Source organism: Aminipila butyrica, from assembly GCF_010669305.1.
Taxonomy (GTDB): Bacteria; Bacillota; Clostridia; order Peptostreptococcales; family Anaerovoracaceae; genus Aminipila; species Aminipila butyrica.
Map to the genome: position 1 here is coordinate 2,036,183 of NZ_CP048649.1, position 19,037 is coordinate 2,055,219.

Sequence of the window (19,037 nt, forward strand, 5' to 3'; positions counted from 1 at the left end):
TTTTTATTCATATATACTGAGTGTTGCGAAATATTTGCTTTTTCCGAGCAAACGGCCCGGGAAAACAAACAAATTAAGTATAAAGTGGGGTGAATTAAAATGGCAAATATTAAATCCGCAAAGAAAAGAATCCTGGTTATCAACAAGAAAACCGCAAGAAACAGACGTATCAAATCACATCTGAAGGCAATCTTAAAGAACTTTGAAGCTGCAATGACATCTGGTGATATGGCTACAGCTAAGGAAAAGCTGGCTTTAGCAGAAAAGAAGCTTATGCAGGCTGCTGCAAAGAATACTATTCACAAGAACGCTGCATCTCGGAAAGTTTCCAGATTAACCAAGAGATTCAACAAGGCTCAGTAAGTCTCACCCGTCCCCACCATGGGTAAGTTAAACCCATAGATTGAGAATTAAAACCAATCGAAAAACGCTGGAAGTGTCTCCCAGCGTTTTTTTCTTTTTCCATCTTTCTTTTTTCCAGCCCTTCTATTCCTGTAGGCTGACCTTGCTGCGAAATTGGCTCGGAGTCATATGCCGCAGTTGAACAAAGTTCCGCCGAAAAGTCTTTACGGTATTATACCCCACCCCGATGGCAATGTCCGTAATTTCCATATCTGTCTCAATCAGATATTCCGAGGCTTTATTTATTCTTGTTAAGTTGAGAAAATCATAAAAATTCTTTTCTACCTGCATGAGCAAAGAACGGTTCAACTCCATCAAAGAAATCTGAAAGTGCTCCGCCACGGACTGGGCTGTCAAATCCTCCGAGAAATTCCGCAGGATGTATTCCACAATCTTGTATTCTTGCCTCTTCTCTCTAATCTTCCCTGCGTGGAGGGCCTTGCCATAAGTCTTCCGGTAATGGCCGATCTTGTCATCCATTCTGGCTGAAAACACCTTAGAGATATGCGCCGCATCTACATAACCAACAATAGAAGCCAGCTCCTCCAGCGTAAAATCTGTATATAGTAAGTAGTTGATGGTTTTGGTCACCCGCATTTCGTTGAGCAGCTCATTGAAAGACAGACCAGTCTTTTCCATAATGTACTTGCTGATGGAGGATTTGCTCATGTAGAACTGCTTGGACAACTTATCCAAGGTTATCTTGTTGCTCAAGTGCATGTAGATATAGCGAAGAATCAGCGCACGAGGGTCTCCGGTTTCTGCCAGCACTTTGGGAATCACCCGGCTCCTATCAATCTCCCGGCAAAAGGCCGTGATAATCTGCGCTACTAAAGTGCAAACCTGAATCTCATGATAATTTTCATATTCCGTCTTTTCCATAACGGATTCAATACCCGCTTCTTCTCTGATTTTAGAAAAGAGGATATCCATCTCCTTTATCGCCGCCTCTGGCAAAACAATGACGGGGGTTTCCTCCAGCTTTTTTAAAACAGGCAGCTCTTCCGCATTTTCCACTACGATAGCATGAAGCATATTGGCTACTACCTCATAGTTATACTTGATAATTTCATACTGCAAAGGCTCTTCTACTTCAATTACCTCAGTACAATCCCATGGAAGAATGGACACCAGACAGTTCTTTCCTACTTCGTAAAGTTCCGTATCCACCATGAACTTAGCCTTTCCCTTTCGCACATAGAGGAAGCGCGGGCTTTGATGGTACAAGGCATGCGTCTTGCCGTCAATCAGCTCATAATCAAAGGAGCAAATTCGCTTGATATCCAGATTAGAGCAATATTGTGACTGAAATTTGGTAATTTGCTGCATGGTATTCTTCCTTTCTTAAAATGGAAAAACGGAAAATATCCCGTCCTGAGCTGTAGTCAGAACGGGACACTTTATAATACATTTCTGGATAACAAGGGTTATGCGAAAGTAAGAACGGTTCCGGTCTTTCCTTCCAGCGCCTCTATGGATTTATCCAGAGAGGTGATGATTGCTTTCTTGGACGGATTTGCCCGTACAAACTTCATCGCCGCCTGCACTTTTGGCAACATGCTGCCTGGTGCGAACTGTCCCTCTTCTACATATCTGGAAGCTTCCTCCAGAGTCATAGAGCTTAAATTTTCCTGGTTCGGTTTATTGTAGTTAATCGCTACCTTTTCTACTTCGGTAAGGATCATTAGGCAATCAGCCTCTACCTGCTCAGCCAAAAGTTCTGCTGCAAAGTCTTTGTCGATAACTGCAGCTACGCCTTCCAAAACACCGCTGTCCTTTTGAACTACTGGAACACCGCCGCCGCCGCAAGTTACTACGATAGTGGAATCCCACAGCTTTTTCACCGCATCAATTTCCACAATACGCTTTGGAATAGGAGATGCCACTACTCTGCGGAAGCCTCTGCCGGCATCTTCCTTCATCACATAGTTCTTTTCTTTTGCCAGTACATTTGCTTCATCTTCTGTATAGAACTGACCGATTGGCTTGGTAGGATTCTTGAATCCCGGGTCTGCTTCGTCTACAATCATCTGAGTAACCAAGGTTACAACTGGAATATTTCTGTTTCTCCGGTTCATAGCGTACTTTAAGCACTGCTGAATGTGATAGCCAATGTAGCCCTGAGACATGGCGCCGCAAACGTCAAAAGGCATAACCGGCGTAACCTCTTTAGCTGTTTCATAAGCCTGCAGAATCCGTCCTACCTGTGGTCCATTGCCGTGTACTACGGCAATTTCATAACCCTGGCAGCTAATTTCTGCAATATGTTCACAAGTTTTCTTTACCACATCCAACTGAGCCTCTGCTGTCGCTGGTCCTTTTCCGGACTGCAATGCATTTCCGCCCAGAGCGATTACTAATTTACCTAAGCTCTTTTCCATCCAAGTTCTCCTTCTCTATTAGTTCTGTCTGCCGATGGTAGCAACCATAACGGCCTTGATTGTGTGCATGCGATTTTCTGCTTCATCAAATACCTTGGAATTTCTGCTTCTGAACACTTCGTCAGTCACTTCGCGGATGTCATAGCCTTCGTCTTTCTGAGTCTTAGCCATCTTAGTTTCAAAGTCGTGGAATGAAGGCAGGCAGTGTAAGAAGATTACGTCCTCATTCTCTGTTGCAGCCATCATTTCCTCTGTTACCTTGTATGGAGTCAGCATCTTAACCTTTTCTGGAATCTGTGCCTCTTCACCCATGGATGCCCATACGTCTGTGTAGATAACATCTGCACCCTTTACGCACTCAGGTGTGCTGCAAAGCTCAATAGTAGCACCAGTCTGTGCAGCTACTTCATTAACGCTAGCCAAGATATCCTTGTCGATTTCATCAATCAGAACCTGCGGTCCGTAAGCAACAAAGTGCATACCCATCTTGGCACAGCCGTACATCCAAGCATAGCTCATGTTGTTTCTAACATCTCCGCAGAAAACAACCTTTACTTTGTTCAGCGGCTTAGCAACGTGCTCTTCGATGGTCAGCAGGTCTGCAAGAATCTGAGTTGGGTGGTCTACGTCTGTCAGACCATTCCATACCGGAATACCAGCATGCTTAGCCAACTCTTCAACTAACGCCTGTTCATAGCCTCTGTATTCGATACCATCATAGAAACGGCCAAATACCTTTGCAGAATCCTCTACGGATTCTTTCTTACCGAACTGAGAACTGTTGGAATCCAGGAATGTTACTTTACCGCCTTCATCCAGACAAGCCACTTCAAAAGCGCATCTTGTTCTAGTGGATGTCTTTTCAAAGAGAAGAACTATATTCTTTCCTTTTAAAGCAGTTCCTTCGATGCCTGCACGCTTCTTAGCTTTTAAGTCGCGGGACAGGTCTAACAAATACCTGATTTCTTCGGGAGTGAAATCCATTAGTGTTAAAAAGCTTCTTCCTTTAAGATTAACTGCCATTTCTTTGTTCTCCTTTTTCTCTTTTTCATTTGATTAATTTATCTTATTTTTATTTTATATGAAATTATAATGGGTTGCTTCAAAAATCTTCTGCTTTTTTCAATCAGTTTCATAATTTTTTTGCAAAAGATTGGTATCTCTGAGTTATTCGCGAACTAGCGGCATGCTCATGCAACGCGGGCCGCCTCTGCCTCTGGATAGTTCTGCACTTGGAATTTCCAATACATTAACATTATACTCCCGCAGCAGCTTGTTCGTCACGGTATTTCTCTGATAGGTAATAATCGTGCCCGGAGCGATACACAAGGTGTTGGAACCATCATTCCACTGTTCCCGCTGTGCTGCAATCAAATCTTCGCCGCCGCACTTAATCAACGTCACCTTCTCCACTCCTAGGTATGTCTCTAAGATGGACTCTAAAGTTCCTTCCACCTTGCGGACAGTCAAATCATCACTATTGTTTCCAGGCTTAATCTCATAAACCACCAGTGGTCCTAAGATAGCTGGATGAATGGTAAACTTATCTACATCAATCTGTGTGAAAACTGTATCTAAGTGCATGAATGCTCTGGTAGACGGAATGTCAAAAGCCAAAACCGTATCAATAGTAGCATTGCCGCAAGCAAAGATATTTCTAGCCAAGGCTTCTATAGCCTCCGGCTCTGTTCTCTGAGAAATCCCCACAGCCAACACCTTATCATTTAGATTCAGGATGTCACCGCCTTCGATGTGGTTCAAGTCCCCACGGTCATATAACAAATCCACCTGTCCTTTGAAATCTGGATGATATTTGAAAATATAGTCACCGTAAATGGTTTCTCTGTTTCGGGTCTGGGAATACATCTTGTTGATGCTGACACCATTGCCTATGCAGGCAAAGGGATCGCGAGTAAAGTACAAGTTCGGCATCGGATCAACAATCAACTTGTCTGGGGTGCTCATCAAGTCCACCAAAGAAGCAGTAGGCTGCCAATCGATTTCTCTCAGAACAATACCTTCCATAGACTTTAAGACCATTTCCTTCTTGTTGTCGTTGTATTGGAGCATGAAATCGTATACCTTCTTGATATACTTCTTCGTGCTCACGCCGGCTTCTTTAATCCATTGGTACAAAAACTGGTCTCTGATTTCATCATTTAAATTCAGTACATCAGCCATCAAGTCTTCCAGATACACCACTTCCACGCCATTGTCCCGCAGCAGCTGAGCAAAAGCATCATGCTCCTGTTGTGCAACCTCCAGGAAAGGAATATCATCGAATAGCAATCTGTCCAAGGTGTCCGGAGTCAAGTTTTCCAGCTCCTTGCCAGGACGATGTAGCAATACCTTCTTTAATGGTCTAATTTCACTTTTAACATTAATTACCATTAAGCAGCCTCCTAAATCAATAATTTTTAGTTATTCTTTAATGCCTAAATAATTATGAAGCCTTATTTAAGTATTAAAGAACTACGAAGAGTATAATACCAGCATGCGCATGTATTTTTTATTACACACTCATCATACCTAAAATTGGTTATACATGTGTGAACATAAAACTCAAATATTTTGTATTTTTCCTTCCTATTTTACTTGATTCATATTTATATTTATATTTACTGCTACAATTGCGGAATTCGATGAAACTGCCACTCATCCTCATATTAATTTGATTTAATGATTAAATAACCAATGGGACTATATCTAAATATACATAATGTTTTTAATTATTTGTCCCTCAAGTTCTTTTCTTAATTTTCTCAATCTTTTAATTAAATTATATAATCAATCTGAATCCATTGCAATTACTTAGTTATATATTTATGTCCAAAAAAAAATATATCTATTTTCACTTTTTACAACTTGCCCTATAAAGTCCATAGTAATTCATGTTATAATAAATTCATTAAATTTTGTTATAGTATTATCGTTAAAAAGCGACCTTCAAGTAGCACGAGGTGATAAAATTGATACAAATCAGAGAATTATTGAAAATGCCTTTATTTCAAAGTTTTAAATTAATTGCTGGTGAAAATGGATTGAATCAGCAGTTAAGCAATGTAGTCATCCTTGAATATGAAAGTGTTAATAATTCTTACCATGTATTCAACCCGGGGGACTTTATTCTCACATCCCTGTTTTTTGCTGTCAATGACCCGGAATCGATTGTGCCCGCCCTGCGAAACGTCATTAATCGGAGAATCGCCGGCATTGCCATAAAAACTGTTTTTTTTGAAGATGTTCCTCTGGAAATAAAAAAATATGCAGAGGAAAAGCAAGTGCCTATTTTTACATTTAATGAAGTTTACATGGAAGATTTGATTTTATGTGTTAGTAATTTTCTAAAATTAAAGCAGCATTTTTTAATAAACGAAAATCATATCAATAAGCTAGTTCACACGGTCAGTTCTCCGGAGCTCATGCAGCATGTTGTAAAGCAGATTAATCCATTATTTTTTCCTCATGTAACCGCTGCTTTCATTACTCCTAAAGATGAAAAGTCCAATATCGAATTTACTTCGCATTTTTATGAGCTATTCTATAAAAATTACAATTCAGCGATTTCAGCCCACTATTCTTATATAAAATATCAGGCAGGCATGCTGATTATACAAACCTCACCCTCTGCCGCCCCAGTTGACGTTTCAGTTTTTAATACGCTTCTGAATTCTATTAAGCTAGACTCTTCATTATTTTACATCGGCATCAGCGAACAAAAAAGTTCTTACTGCGATTTTCACATTGCCATTAAAATGGCCATATGGGCCAATCAGGTGGGACAGATGAATCATGCCAATATTACATATTATAGGGATATCGGTGTATACAAATGGATAGCCCCTCTATTAAATGATTCGATCATTACGAAAGACTGTCAAGAATTAATCTATAAAATCAACGAATATGATAAAAGCTTCAAGTCCAATTTATGGGACACGCTGATTATTTTTATCAAAAACAATGGTGAATATGCAAAAACTGCCAAAGATCTCTATCAACATCCGAATACAATCCGTTATCGGATAAAAAAGATTCGTGAAATAACAGACCTTAATGACAATGACTTTTACGCTCAGCTATACATCTGTGTTAAATTGTACCTTCTTTCCAGCCGTTCAGATATTTAATTTTCGTGTACAAAAAAACTAAAGGCTGTCATACTAGCTATTCCTGAAATGCTACTACGACAGCCTCTAGTTTTTTATTATTTGCTGTTATTTTAAGGATTTCATTACATGGCGATCTGCCCGGTAACAAGTAAGTATATAGAGAATATAGCTCCCACAACAATAAGTCCTGCAACAATCAGCTCTTTTTTGTTGAATGTTTTTTCACAGCCATTTTCTTTTCTTGCTTTAGCATAGAAATATATGCCAAGAATGTATACCGTGAAACAAAGTAAGAAGTATTCCAGTCCAGAGGCATAAATAGCCCAGGCAAAGAAGATACAACCTAAAAGACCTATAATCAACTGTAATGCTTCATGTCTCTGATAAGAAAGCTTCACCTGATACATGGTTACCAGAATCCAGGTTACGAAGATAGCCGCTGTACAAAGGGAATAAGCGAAATTATAGGCTTTCTCTGTAAACAACAGCGTAAAAACAAACAGCTGTGTTAAGACGGTCATAAATACTAAGGAATAGGTCGGTGAATTGGCACTGTTTACTTTACCAAATTTTTTAGGTAAAAGATTCTGTTTTGCCATAAGTAAGGTTGTTTCTGCCGGGAGCATCGTCCATGACAGCCAACACCCAAATATGGAAATAATCAATCCAATATTAATCATGGCAGCTCCCCATGGTCCTACAATCTCTTTCAAAATATACCCCATAGAAGGCTGACCAAACTGAACGATGGTTTCTCTGTCCATCAAGCCATACGGCAGCAGGGAGATTAAAATGTAAATAATCAGCAATCCGATTAAGCCAAGCACGGTGGATTTTGCCGCAACAGACTTTGTCTCTGCACGGTCTGCCATCATTGCTGCCCCTTCAATACCTACGAATACCCACATCAATACCATCATGCTGTTCTGAATCTGACTAAAAACACTTTTCATCTCAAAGTTTCCTGACATCGTACCCCAGAAATTAGCGGTAAACACATCAGCCTTAAAGGATACGATGGCAATTACTGTAAAGATAAACAAAGGAACAATTTTACACACTGTAACAATAATGTTAATAAATGCAGCACTTTCGATTCCTTTATTCACCAGGAAACACATGAACCATAGGATAACACTGGCGATTATAATAGATAAAAGATTCTGACCGCCTTTTAGTGCCGGAACAAAATAGCCAACAGCACTCATCATCATGGTTGCAAAAGCTACATTTCCCAACCACGCAGAAAGCCAATATCCCCATCCGCTAATAAAGCCTCCAAAAGGCCCAAAACCAGCCTCCGCATAACTGAATACCCCACTTAACTCAGGTCTTTTCGCAATCAGATTTGTCAGGGATAAACATAACATAAGAATTCCTAAGCCTACAATCAGCCATGCAACGATTGCTGCTCCGGGACTGGAGCTCTCTGCCATATCTGAGGAAATACCAAAGATTCCACTTCCTATCGAAGAACTTATAACCATAGCAACTAAGGCTACTACTCCAAGTTTTTTTGAATTGTCTGACATAAATAATACTGTCCTCTCTTTCTTTAGTTTTGTAATTTAAAACAATCAATTATTCCATTGTTATTATATATGAGAGTAAATTTTTTTGGACTTCCTATGTCAGAGGTTTTTTTGTATTTTTCTGTCAGATTTTTTCTGCGAGTTAGGCTAATATCTCGTAAAAAAGAGACCTCCATAAATAAAGAAGGTCTCTTTTTAGCTATAAATTTCAATTAATTTATACAAAATTTTTTACTACTCTGAGCACATCGCTAAATACGCCATAACCAGTCTGAACCAGATCGGGATCGTGCTCAATAATGGTCAGCTTGCCCATCAAATCCGTGGTAATCTGCACTACAGAAGAAGTCCCCTCTACAGCAGCTAGCAGACTGCCCTTCTCCACCAGCGTAGGCTGTACGGAAGCTTTTACCTGGCCTGCTTCCAGCGTTCCCTGGCAGAGCAGCTTGATAACTTTTCCGTTCTCCTCGGCTGCTTTGATATCCTCTATGGTTATGTGCTCAATCCCTGTTCGTTCCACCTGATCCGGAGTGATATCGGCCTCCATAAGCACATTGAGCAGGGCAGTGACCTTGGCCGCTGCATCCCAGCCCTCTATATCCATGGACGGGTCCGCCTCTACAAATCCCAGCTTCTTTCCTTCCTGAAGGACATCCTCATAGGCCTTGCCTTTGGCCAGCTCCTCCAGCACAAAATTAGTGGTGGTATTTAAAATACCGCTGACCTCTGTAACCTGACAAAATCTTAACGTCTCATCTTTTAAGTTAAAGATAGGCGTTCCGTCCATAACAGTGGTCTCATAATAAAACTGGACTCCCTGCTTCTCTGCTAGGGCCTTTAATTCCTTGTAATGCCAGGCAATAGGCCCTTTATTGGCGGTTACCGCATGCTTCTTCCGTTCCATGGCTTTTCTCAAGTGTTCTGAGGCCGGCTCTCCCGTAAAAATGTTCAAGGGAGTCATCTCTACAATGACGTCATACTCCCCTGTTTCCACCAGCTCCAAGGAAGTCATGGTGCTGTATGCTCTGTTGCTCTGCTCAAAATGCCCCTTCTCCTCCAGCTCAGACCAGGCTTTCTGTAAGTCCAGCCCTTCCGCTGCATACAGACTCCCCCTGGAACCGGTGGTTATCCCCGTGACCAGAATGTCCCAACCCATGGTTTCTCGAATAGCGGGCCTCTTATCTTCTAAAATTTTTGCAAAAGCTCTGCCTGCGTTGCCAAATCCTAAAAGCGCCAGTTTTAATGTTCTCATATGGTACCTCCCATGGAATCCTCCGAGGATTCTTCTGTATTTTCAGCTGCCAACGCAGCTTCTTTCCGACTGTTTCTTATTACTTGGAAAAAATTCACCACTACCATGGCAATGATGGCAAAACCCATGAACCCCTCAATGGGAAACATAAAGGAAATGACGTTAGTAAAGCCAATAAGTCCACACAGAAAGCCAAGCCAAGCGATAATAACTATTTTTAGTTTCCGGTGCTTCTGTGTTTTCATTTTGGTAGTAAACCCATAGTAATTGCTGGTGGCGGAAGCGTAGATGGCAAAAATCAATACACCCGTGTAAACCAGATTGACGCCTTTGGAAATCTTGGCGGAATAGGCCAACATAGGCATATCCATCGCCTGAGAAAATCCCATATCTGTAAAAAGCGCCTTTCCTAGCACAAAGGCTAAAAGTCCCAGAAACACTGCCCCCAAAGCGGTACCCAGCAGGGCGTGCTTACGGCTTTTGGCATTTACCGAAGCAGTCGCTACAATAGGTACCAGCGCCAACACATTATAGGAAATATATTGCATCGCTGATACGAACCAGTTTGGCGTCAGCGGGCTGATAACCAATTCAGCCTGTTCTTCTCCTTGGGGTAAATCCATAAAGATGACCATCAAGCATACTGACACCACCACAACCACCAAAACCGGCATAATAAAGCGAAAAACCTTGGCTACCCGCTCAAAGCCGCCGATAACCGTCAGGATGACCAGACAGATGATGACTGCTCCCCCCAGAATGCGGCTCTGCCCCAGCTGCTGATGGAAGAGGGCACCGCCCGCCGAAGACATGGTAATCAGCACCGTAAACAACATCAGCGCCATAAAATATCCTACAAATTCCACCAGCTTTTCATTGTTGCCCGGAACGATTACCTTACCCATATCGTTGGTATTCAACGTCCTGGCGATGTGACTGGTCATCAGACCAATCGTCAGGAAGAGGGCACCGATGACAAAGATGCCGATGTAACCCTTTTCTTCAAAAACGCAGAAGAACTGCCATATTTCTCGGCCCGATGCAAATCCTGCCCCCATAATAGTGCCGACGTACATCAGGGCTACACTTAAAATTCCCAGCTTATGATTCTCTTCCATGTTTCGACTCCTTTATTTCACCGTAGGTAAAGAAGGCCAAACCAATCCAGATGATGGCGAAGGCCGAAAATTGAATTTGATCAAAGGGCTCCTGAAAGAGGAAAATGCCGATGACCAGGGAGATGGAGGGAGACAGATATTCTGTGATTCCCAGTGATACCATGGAAATCCGGTTGGCTGCCATCGCAAACAGCGCTAGGGGCATGGCTGTGACGATGCCCACAAAGGCCAACATACCCAACTGATAAGGTTCTGCAACACTAAAAGCCCCTTTGTTGTTCATTTCAGCGTAGATGATGAGTACGAAGGCTAGAGGCGTTAAAAATATCGTCTCATAAAAAAGAGCGATCAGGGCTTCCATTTGGTATCGCTTCTTGATAGCGGCATAGGTGGCAAAGGTTAGCGCCAAGCTCAAAGCAATAGCTGGCATCTCTTTAAAATGCAGGAGAATAACCGCTACCCCTGCCAAAGCAAAGCAGAGTGCAATCAATTTATATCGATCCACCTTTTCTTTGAACAGCACCATACCAAAAACGCAGACCATCAAAGGCTCAATATAATAACCAATACAGGTCTGTATGACATAATTGGCATTGACTGCCCATATGTATATGCTCCAATTAGCAGAAATCAATATCCCTGCCAGAATTAGCATCGGCAGCATCTTTTTATTTTTCAAGGGGGCTAACAGCTTTTCCCGCCCGTACATTTTATAGGCGGCTAAAAAAGTGGTCAACCCGACAAAAAATATTCGGTAATAGATGATGACCATGGAGTCGATGGGCTTCAACGCCTTCCAGTAAATCGGCAAGAATCCCCATAAGATAGCACAGCCCAGTGCACAACTCATACCAATCTTGTATTTTTTCTTTTCATCTTGTATGTCCATTTTAGTTCCGTTCCTTTTTTCTACTTTTTGGTGAGATATTCACGCTTTTCCATTCTATCATCAACAGTCTGCTTTTACAATTCTTCATTCCACAAAAAAACAGGGCCATTCAACCCTGTTTTCTGCTTATGTGACAGCCTGGGCTATTCTATCCAAAGGGATTTTCTCATCAGCCTTTAGCATAGGCCTCCGTTCCCCTGACTAAAATAGTCCGCCGAACAGTCCGCCGCCTTTACCGTTATTGTTGCAGAACAGTAAGTAGAGCACCACCAAAATCAGGATGATGTGCCCAGAGCCGCCGCAGTCGTTATTGTTGCAGCAACACTCATCAAAACACTTGTCTTCACACCGGTCTCTGCAGTTGCAGTCCTTGAAACAATCCTTTTCACAAAAATTCCCGTCGCCCATAATGCACCTCCATATGTATGATAATGTTATTAATCATCATATGCAGGCCAGCTGAAATGTGTGCTAAAAGTCGTATTCATCCTGGTCTAGGCCGCTTCTGTACTGGGACTGAGGATCTGCTTCCAAATCTTCTTCGATATAACCCTCTTCTTCTTCTTCCTCTGGAAGGACTTCACTGAAAGGCACTACGTACTCCTCCAGTTGATAATCTAATCCCTCGTCAAAGCCATAAGCGTATTCCTCTTCGTGAAGTTTCTCCACCCGGGACAGAACCAATGCCTCAAAGAAAGTCGCATCCTTCAATGCCCCATCCTTCTTGCGAGCACACTGAATACGACTGTCCCGGACGTACCAGTTCCGAAACCGGTCTAATTCCTCAATGAAACCCACCAGCGTCCGCATGGCCTCGTCATCTTCTTCGGAGCTGATGAGCTTTAGCATCCCCCGCAGGGAAAGGCTGACATTTTTTAAAAAGGTAAAAGCCTCTGTACCGTCATCTGGCAGCCCTTCCGAAACCTCATCAAAATAATTTTCTATGAGGTCAGCCAGCACGCCTTTGTCCACCTTGGACATCAACTCAAACAGCGCATCATAGGAAAGATGCCCGTCCCACTCCATCAAATCAGCAAAATGTTCAAAATACTGAAATTCCTCTGGACTTTCGATGTCCAGTAATTCTAATAATTCGTTGTAACTCACTCCGGTTCCCTCACTTTAATGTTTAAAAAAATACATTTAGATTCATACTTATGGTATGGTATTGTGGTATAATGATTCCAGTTATTAATATACGGCTTCCCATTTTTGCCCAAAATTTTGAAGACGCTTTATGGCAAAATAGCAGCGAAGCAAACAAATTTTATGGAGGTGCCGTTATGTAATACATATTATATTAAACAATTATAAGGGATATGTAAATAGAAACTGCATTTATTTATGCTTGCAGTTTTTATAGATATATTATAAATATGGAGGTTCAAATGAGCGATAAAAAAACAAAGACAAGAGATCAAATCGACAGAAAATATAAGTGGAACATTGAAAGCATGTATCCCAATGAAGCCGACTGGGACAAAGACTACAACGCGGTCATGCAGATGTCCGACGAATACGCCAAGTATTCCGGTCGGCTGGGTGAAAGTGCTGGCATACTGCTGGAAGCCTTCCAGGAAAAGGATAAAATTTGGCAGGTGGCGGAAAAAGTATATGTATACGCCCGCATGAAGCGCGATGAAGACAATCGAGTGACGAAATATCAGGCCCTTGCCGACAAGTGCCACGCTTTGCTGGCCAAGGCCTCTTCTTCCATGTCCTTTTTCACTCCTGAAATCTTGGAACTACCAGAAGAAAAGCTTTTGGGATTCATCCAAGAAGAGCCAGAATTGAAGATTTACGAATACCTGGTTCTGGATATTCTTCGGGAGAAGGCTCATGTGCTCTCAAAAGCAGAAGAGAATATTTTGGCTCAGATGAGTGAAGTAACCTCTGCTACCAACGATATTTTTACCATGCTAAATAATGCAGACATCAAGTTTGGTACTATCGCCGACCAAGATGGCGATGAAGTGGAAGTAACTCACGGCAGATATATCAACTTCCTGGAATCTTACGACAGAAGAGTCCGCAAGGATGCCTTTGATCGCATGTATGATGCTTACAAAAAGCAGATTAATACCATTGCCACTACCTACAACTACAATACCAAGACCGATGTCATCAGCGCCAGAATCCGCCGATACGATTCTACTCTAGCATCGGCCCTGTCCAGCGACAACATCCAAAAAGAGGTCTATCACAATCTAATTGACGTGGTGAATAAGAACCTGCCCACCATGCATCGCTACACAGAGCTGCGGAAAAAGCTTCTGGGCGTTGAACAGCTAAACATGTGGGATGTCTACGTACCTCTTATCGAAATACCGGAAAAGGCTGTTTCTTATGAAGAGGCCCTGGACATCATGCGGGAAGGGCTGTCACCTTTAGGTCCAGACTACTTGGCCCGAATGAACAAAGGAATCCAGGAGGGCTGGATCGATGTCTACGAAAATGAAGGCAAAACCAGTGGTGCTTACAGCTTTGGCAGCTACGACAGCATGCCTTTTATCCTGCTGAATTACTCGGAGCGGCTGAAGGATGTCTTCACCATCGTTCATGAGATGGGTCATTCTATGCACTCGGCCTATACCCGGGAAACTCAGCCGTTTATTTACGGCGGACACTCTATCTTTACCGCAGAAGTGGCATCCACAGTAAATGAATCCCTGCTGATGCAGCACCTGCTGCAAAAGGAAACGGACATCAATATGCGGAAATACCTGCTGAACCTCCACATCGAAGAATTCCGCACCACCTTGTTCCGGCAGACCATGTTCGCTGAATTTGAACTGCTGACCCATGAAGCCGTGGAACGTGGTGATGTGCTCACCGCCGAATGGCTGTGCGATCAGTACGAAGCGCTTAACAAGAAGTATTTTGGAGAAGCCATGGGCGATGATGAGTATATTCGCTACGAATGGGCCAGAATCCCTCACTTCTATAACGCTTTTTACGTGTATAAGTACGCTACGGGATATTCGGCCGCCACAGCTATTTCCAACAAAATTCTTCATGAAGGAAAGACAGCGGTACACAACTACATTGAATTCTTGAAGACTGGCGAATCAAACTACCCGATTGAACTGCTGAAGATTGCCGGAGTGGATATGAGTACACCAGAACCAATCGAACTGGCTATGAAGACTTTTAAAGAATTAGTGGATGAATTTGAAAGCTTGGTATAGATATGAAAAACCGTGTCATCACCATACACACCAACGATACACCCGCCTCTCTGAAAACGAAGAAGCTTTTAGCTAAAAAGTTAGAGGTCAGCGGTTTTATAGTCTCTGAGTCCCTGGAGGGGGACTCAGAGCTAATTGTCTGTATCGGCGGTGACGGGGCCTTTTTAGAGGGAATACATAAGTTTGATTTTCCGGAAATTCCTTTCATTGGCATCAATACAGGCCATCTGGGTTTCTTCCAAGAAATCAATCCGAATCAGCTGGCCGACTTTATTTTTCACTATAAGACAGGAAAGTACCGTCTGCAAACCTATTCTACCGTAAAGGCGATTGTCACCACGAAAGACAACCAGTGTTTTGAACACACTGGTCTCAACGAAATTGTCATCCGTGGAGAACTGTGCCGCTCCGTCCACCTGAACATTTCCATCGGCGGAAGCTTCATTGAGCGGTTCAGCGGCGATGGCATCCTGGTGTCCACTCCGGCAGGCAGCACCTCCTACAATTATTCCTTGGGAGGCGCCATTGTAGATCCCCGGCTAAAGCTCATGCAGCTTACGCCGATTGCCCCCATGAACACCACAGCCTACCGCTCCTTTACCTCCAGCATCCTGCTGCCTTCGGACTTGTCCCTGGGCATCATACCAGACTACGAAACCAAGCATGGCATCAAGATAACCACCGATCATTTGGAATATACCTACAACGATATCGACCATATCACCGTAGAATTTTCCCACAAGATTGTCAACCTGCTGCGCTTTGAGACCTATGACTTCTGGACGAAGGTAAAGAGTAAATTTTTATAAAAAATAATCGAGCATATATACAAGTTAAAAAAGAGGTACTATGAGCAGCACAAACAAATTTGAATATATCGTCAAGGAAGAGGATGCCGGCACGCCCTATAAAACATTAGTCCGCAGCCGCTTTACGTTTTCCAGCCGTCTGATGACAAAATTAAAGCAAAATGACCTGGTATTTATCAACGGCCAATCCGTCAAAATGTATCTTCCCGCCAGTCCGGGAGACGTGATTACCGTAATGCTCCCCCAAGAGCAGAGCAGTTTCATACCAGAGCCCATTCCCGTCTGCCCGGTCTTTGAAGACAGCGACCTGCTGATTCTGAACAAGCAGCCGGGTTATGTGGTACATCCGACCAAAGGACACCCTCTGCACACCATGGCTAACGGCATCGCCCAATACATGTTGGACACCCATCAGAGTTTTAAAATCCGCTTTATCAACCGACTGGATATGAACACCTCCGGCCTGCTGGTGGTGGCGAAGAACTCCCATAGCCAGGATGACTTCACCAAACAGATGAAAGCCAATCAAGTAACGAAGCGATATGTGGCCATCGTCAGAGGCCTGGTCAAAGAGGATACAGGCACCATTGACGCTCCTCTGGGTCGTCCTGATCCAGAACGAGTGGCACGAGGGGTTGTGGAAGGTGGTCAGCCTTCTGTCACCCACTATAAGGTGCTGGAACGCTACGAGCCGGGCTACACGCTGGTGGAGCTGTTGCTGGAAACCGGCCGAACCCATCAGATACGGGTACATATGTCTCACATAGGACATCCCGTACTGGGCGATGAACTTTACGGCGGTGAAAATCCCTGGCTTATAGAACGTCAGGCCCTTCATGCCCGTTTTCTCGCCTTCCGCCACCCGGTTACCAGACAACCGATGGAGGTGGAAGCCCCTTTGCCGCCTGACATGCAGGCAGTACTAGACAAGCTGAAAGAGGCAGTGCGTTAATTCTCGCTGAAGGCGAACCGCCCCACATCTGATAAGATTTTCTTTGCTCGGATAAAAAAAAGAGGTGCTGCACACCTTGAACGCCCTTTCTTTGTGAAAGAGGCCTTTCAAGACTGCAACACCTTTTTTATATGTATTTCTATTTAATTAGTCAATAAAAGCAAGTACTTTTCCCAGTTCCTACTGGCTGAACTGTAGCTTGTTTCGCTCTCTCTTCGCCAAATAAAGGAGCTTGTCCGCTTCATCAATCGTATTGCATCTGCTTCCACCGCAATAAAAGCCGCCAATGCTAACGGATAATGCGAGATTCGGATAGTCTTCAAAGGTGGCCTTGCATACAGCCATGCGAATCTGCTCCAACAAGTCTTCACAATCTTCCGGAGATATATGGCGAAAAAGAATGAGCATTTCATCTCCCCCATAGCGGACAACGGAGTCCGTATTTCGTATATGAGCAAGAAAAATATCAGCTGCCCGGCGAAGAACAGCATCGCCTGTAGTATGACCAAAGGAGTCATTAATCGTCTTAAAATTATCTAAATCAATCATTGCCAGGCAGTCAATACCCGTCAGTCCGGCCATCTGTTCTTCATAATAACGCCGATTATAGGTGTTGGTCAACGGATCAATATAAAGCTTTTGATTAAAGTTCGATATGGTCTGTACGAATTCACTTTTTCCATAGGCTCCAAACAGTGTGTCATCGGAAAACTTGGAGACCATCTCTAGAATATAAGGAGCCTGTTCCACTTCTACATACATAGATACCACATGATAGGCTTCATCATCGATAAATTCAAATTTTGATAGCCGAGACTTGCTTATATAAGCCTTGGCAGAAATGCAATTTTCACAACGCATCTCTTTATTCCAAGTGGCATAACAGCGGTGGTCGCTCTCTGAAATCTGACCAGCACCATTCATCACCAGCTCCTTTGTATCGGATACATTTACCAGGCGCACCACATCGAATACCTTTGAAACCTCATTTACTAAATTATAAATCTCTTCTCTTGTCATGTAATATCACCTGACTTTCCAAGTAGCTTCCGGGCTCTTTTTAAATAATTGTTAAAATAACACATTTTGATAGGTATCATTAAAAGATCCCCCGATTGTAAAAAATCTAATCAGCCTACTTAGAAAGCTTCTGCTCCACCAGCTGAATCCGATAACCATCCGGATCCTCTACAAAAAAGAAACGAATGTGAGGGTTCGGTGCTATTGGCCCTTCTACGGAGTGGCCTTGTCCCTTAAGGGACTGTACCAGTTGATCCAATTCATCCATTTCAAAACCTATGGAAACACCTCTGCCGAGTCCCTGCAGTTGCTTTTCTTTCTCCCATATGAGTTCCAGCTTTGGTTCATCCGCCTTACCCAGCATAACAATCTGATGGTCGTCGCTTCCAAATCTAGACGCCACTTCAAATTTTAATGCTTCCGTATAAAACTGTATGCTTCTTTCTAAATTATTCACCTGAAAAGTGACCCAATTCCACTTCATCCTGTTCCTCCCTATTTATTTCACATAAGTTAATTTTATCCTTATCTATTTTACCACATGGACTGCATTTCAACAAGAACCAGGATGAACAATAAAGAGCAGAACAAGTCAAAAGCCGCAGGATCGGCTTGCTGGAAATCAGTAATCTGCTGATTCATGATCCAACTTTAACCCTGCGGCATTTGTATAATTTTTAAATTTTGTTTTTAAATGAAATTTCTGTCCTCGAAGTATTATACATTTTCCAAGTGCATAATAGACATGGCTCCCTGTGCTACTAAGTCTGGAATAAACGCCGTATCGCCGCAACGATTCAGCAGACTAAAGGTAACTGGCGCGGCAGCTACATTTACTAACGCATTTCCCGCCATTAATTCCGTAACAAAAGCGGAAGCACTGTATACGCTGGTTCCGTTGCTGCCATTTAATTCAAAAGCAATTGTAGTTGCGGCAGCTGCTCCATCTACTGCAAGCCACCAAGAAAAGTAATAGATACCTGGTTCGCTGATGGTAAAAATCCCGGTAGCTGGGGCATAGGTTATATTGGCTGTTTCATTGAATAGAGTCTGGTTAAATAAAACGGGATCTCCATCTGCAATTTGAACAAAAGCAGCTTCATTCAATTGAACCTGAATACCGGCCAAGGTACTCGGCGGACCGGTTGGACCGGTATCTCCGGTCGGACCTTGAATTCCCGCCGGTCCTGGATCTCCTTGCGGACCTGCCGGTCCCGGCACTCCTGGATCTCCCTGTGGCCCTGCCGGTCCTGCTGCTCCTGCCGGTGTCAAGACAGGACTAAAAGTTGGTGGCATTTTACGGCAAGATATGATATGCTCAATTATACACATTAATGGAAAACAACCTGTTACGGGATATCGTTGATAAATAAAAATTTGCT

The 19,037-nt window shown here is 43.0% G+C and carries 18 protein-coding genes; 5 read left to right on the top strand and 13 right to left on the bottom strand.

What is annotated here, in order from left to right; genetic code table 11:
• Positions 1-99 precede the first annotated feature (99 nt).
• Positions 100-363 carry a 30S ribosomal protein S20 gene (gene rpsT / locus Ami103574_RS09665; RefSeq protein WP_163066827.1) on the top strand — a complete coding sequence of 88 codons (264 nt, stop codon included), beginning with the start codon at positions 100-102 and terminating at the stop codon, positions 361-363.
• Between the two features lie 123 nt (positions 364-486).
• Here the strand turns inward: rpsT and Ami103574_RS09670 are convergent, their stop codons facing one another.
• From Ami103574_RS09670 to arcA, 4 genes are all read right to left on the bottom strand, one after another.
• Complete coding sequence (locus Ami103574_RS09670) at positions 487-1,731, bottom strand: helix-turn-helix transcriptional regulator (RefSeq protein WP_163066828.1); 1,245 nt, start codon at positions 1,729-1,731, stop codon at positions 487-489.
• A gap of 98 nt (positions 1,732-1,829) precedes the next feature.
• Positions 1,830-2,783 carry a carbamate kinase gene (gene arcC, locus Ami103574_RS09675; protein ID WP_163066829.1) on the bottom strand — a complete coding sequence of 318 codons (954 nt, stop codon included), beginning with the start codon at positions 2,781-2,783 and terminating at the stop codon, positions 1,830-1,832.
• A gap of 18 nt (positions 2,784-2,801) precedes the next feature.
• The gene (argF, locus tag Ami103574_RS09680) at positions 2,802-3,806 is read right to left on the bottom strand and encodes an ornithine carbamoyltransferase (protein WP_163066830.1); all 1,005 of its coding nucleotides are present in this window, start codon (positions 3,804-3,806) and stop codon (positions 2,802-2,804) included.
• 144 nt (positions 3,807-3,950) lie between these two features.
• Complete coding sequence (gene arcA / locus Ami103574_RS09685) at positions 3,951-5,174, bottom strand: arginine deiminase (RefSeq protein ID WP_163066831.1); 1,224 nt, start codon at positions 5,172-5,174, stop codon at positions 3,951-3,953.
• 578 nt (positions 5,175-5,752) lie between these two features.
• Here arcA and Ami103574_RS09690 point away from each other — a divergent pair.
• Complete coding sequence (locus Ami103574_RS09690) at positions 5,753-6,913, top strand: PucR family transcriptional regulator (protein WP_163066832.1); 1,161 nt, start codon at positions 5,753-5,755, stop codon at positions 6,911-6,913.
• A 104-nt stretch (positions 6,914-7,017) separates the two neighbouring features.
• Here the strand turns inward: Ami103574_RS09690 and arcD are convergent, their stop codons facing one another.
• The 6 genes from arcD to Ami103574_RS09720 all read right to left on the bottom strand — a co-directional run bounded on the left by arcD (position 7,018) and on the right by Ami103574_RS09720 (position 12,793).
• Positions 7,018-8,427 (bottom strand): arginine-ornithine antiporter, encoded by a 1,410-nt coding sequence (arcD, locus tag Ami103574_RS09695; protein WP_163066833.1) that lies wholly within the window; start codon positions 8,425-8,427, stop codon positions 7,018-7,020.
• Positions 8,428-8,644: 217 nt separating this feature from the next.
• On the bottom strand, positions 8,645-9,679 hold the full coding sequence (locus tag Ami103574_RS09700; RefSeq protein ID WP_163066834.1) for a homoserine dehydrogenase: 1,035 nt from the start codon (positions 9,677-9,679) through the stop codon (positions 8,645-8,647).
• Positions 9,676-10,797, bottom strand: coding sequence for a YkvI family membrane protein (locus tag Ami103574_RS09705; protein WP_163066835.1), 1,122 nt, complete (start codon positions 10,795-10,797; stop codon positions 9,676-9,678). The genes Ami103574_RS09700 and Ami103574_RS09705 overlap by 4 nt, the downstream gene beginning before the upstream one ends.
• Positions 10,781-11,686, bottom strand: coding sequence for an EamA family transporter RarD (gene rarD, locus Ami103574_RS09710; RefSeq protein ID WP_163066836.1), 906 nt, complete (start codon positions 11,684-11,686; stop codon positions 10,781-10,783). The genes Ami103574_RS09705 and rarD overlap by 17 nt, the downstream gene beginning before the upstream one ends.
• 201 nt (positions 11,687-11,887) lie before the next feature.
• Positions 11,888-12,094, bottom strand: coding sequence for a hypothetical protein (locus tag Ami103574_RS09715; protein ID WP_163066837.1), 207 nt, complete (start codon positions 12,092-12,094; stop codon positions 11,888-11,890).
• Between the two features lie 63 nt (positions 12,095-12,157).
• Positions 12,158-12,793, bottom strand: coding sequence for a hypothetical protein (locus tag Ami103574_RS09720; RefSeq protein WP_163066838.1), 636 nt, complete (start codon positions 12,791-12,793; stop codon positions 12,158-12,160).
• A 281-nt stretch (positions 12,794-13,074) separates the two neighbouring features.
• On the opposite strand from Ami103574_RS09720, the gene pepF reads away from it, so the two are divergent.
• The 3 genes from pepF to Ami103574_RS09735 are packed head-to-tail and all read left to right on the top strand — an operon-like array spanning position 13,075 to position 16,635.
• Positions 13,075-14,874, top strand: coding sequence for an oligoendopeptidase F (gene pepF, locus Ami103574_RS09725; protein WP_163066839.1), 1,800 nt, complete (start codon positions 13,075-13,077; stop codon positions 14,872-14,874).
• Positions 14,875-14,876: 2 nt separating this feature from the next.
• Entirely contained in the window at positions 14,877-15,683 is an 807-nt protein-coding gene (locus Ami103574_RS09730) for an NAD(+)/NADH kinase (RefSeq protein WP_163066840.1), read from the top strand.
• Between the two features lie 40 nt (positions 15,684-15,723).
• On the top strand, positions 15,724-16,635 hold the full coding sequence (locus Ami103574_RS09735; RefSeq protein WP_163066841.1) for an RluA family pseudouridine synthase: 912 nt from the start codon (positions 15,724-15,726) through the stop codon (positions 16,633-16,635).
• Positions 16,636-16,815: 180 nt separating this feature from the next.
• Here Ami103574_RS09735 and Ami103574_RS09740 read toward each other — a convergent pair whose 3' ends face one another.
• From Ami103574_RS09740 to Ami103574_RS09750, 3 genes are all read right to left on the bottom strand, one after another.
• Positions 16,816-17,655 carry a GGDEF domain-containing protein gene (locus Ami103574_RS09740; RefSeq protein ID WP_163066842.1) on the bottom strand — a complete coding sequence of 280 codons (840 nt, stop codon included), beginning with the start codon at positions 17,653-17,655 and terminating at the stop codon, positions 16,816-16,818.
• Between the two features lie 115 nt (positions 17,656-17,770).
• On the bottom strand, positions 17,771-18,139 hold the full coding sequence (locus tag Ami103574_RS09745; RefSeq protein ID WP_163066843.1) for a VOC family protein: 369 nt from the start codon (positions 18,137-18,139) through the stop codon (positions 17,771-17,773).
• A 233-nt stretch (positions 18,140-18,372) separates the two neighbouring features.
• Positions 18,373-18,987 carry a C1q-like domain-containing protein gene (locus Ami103574_RS09750; protein WP_163066844.1) on the bottom strand — a complete coding sequence of 205 codons (615 nt, stop codon included), beginning with the start codon at positions 18,985-18,987 and terminating at the stop codon, positions 18,373-18,375.
• Positions 18,988-19,037 lie beyond the last annotated feature (50 nt).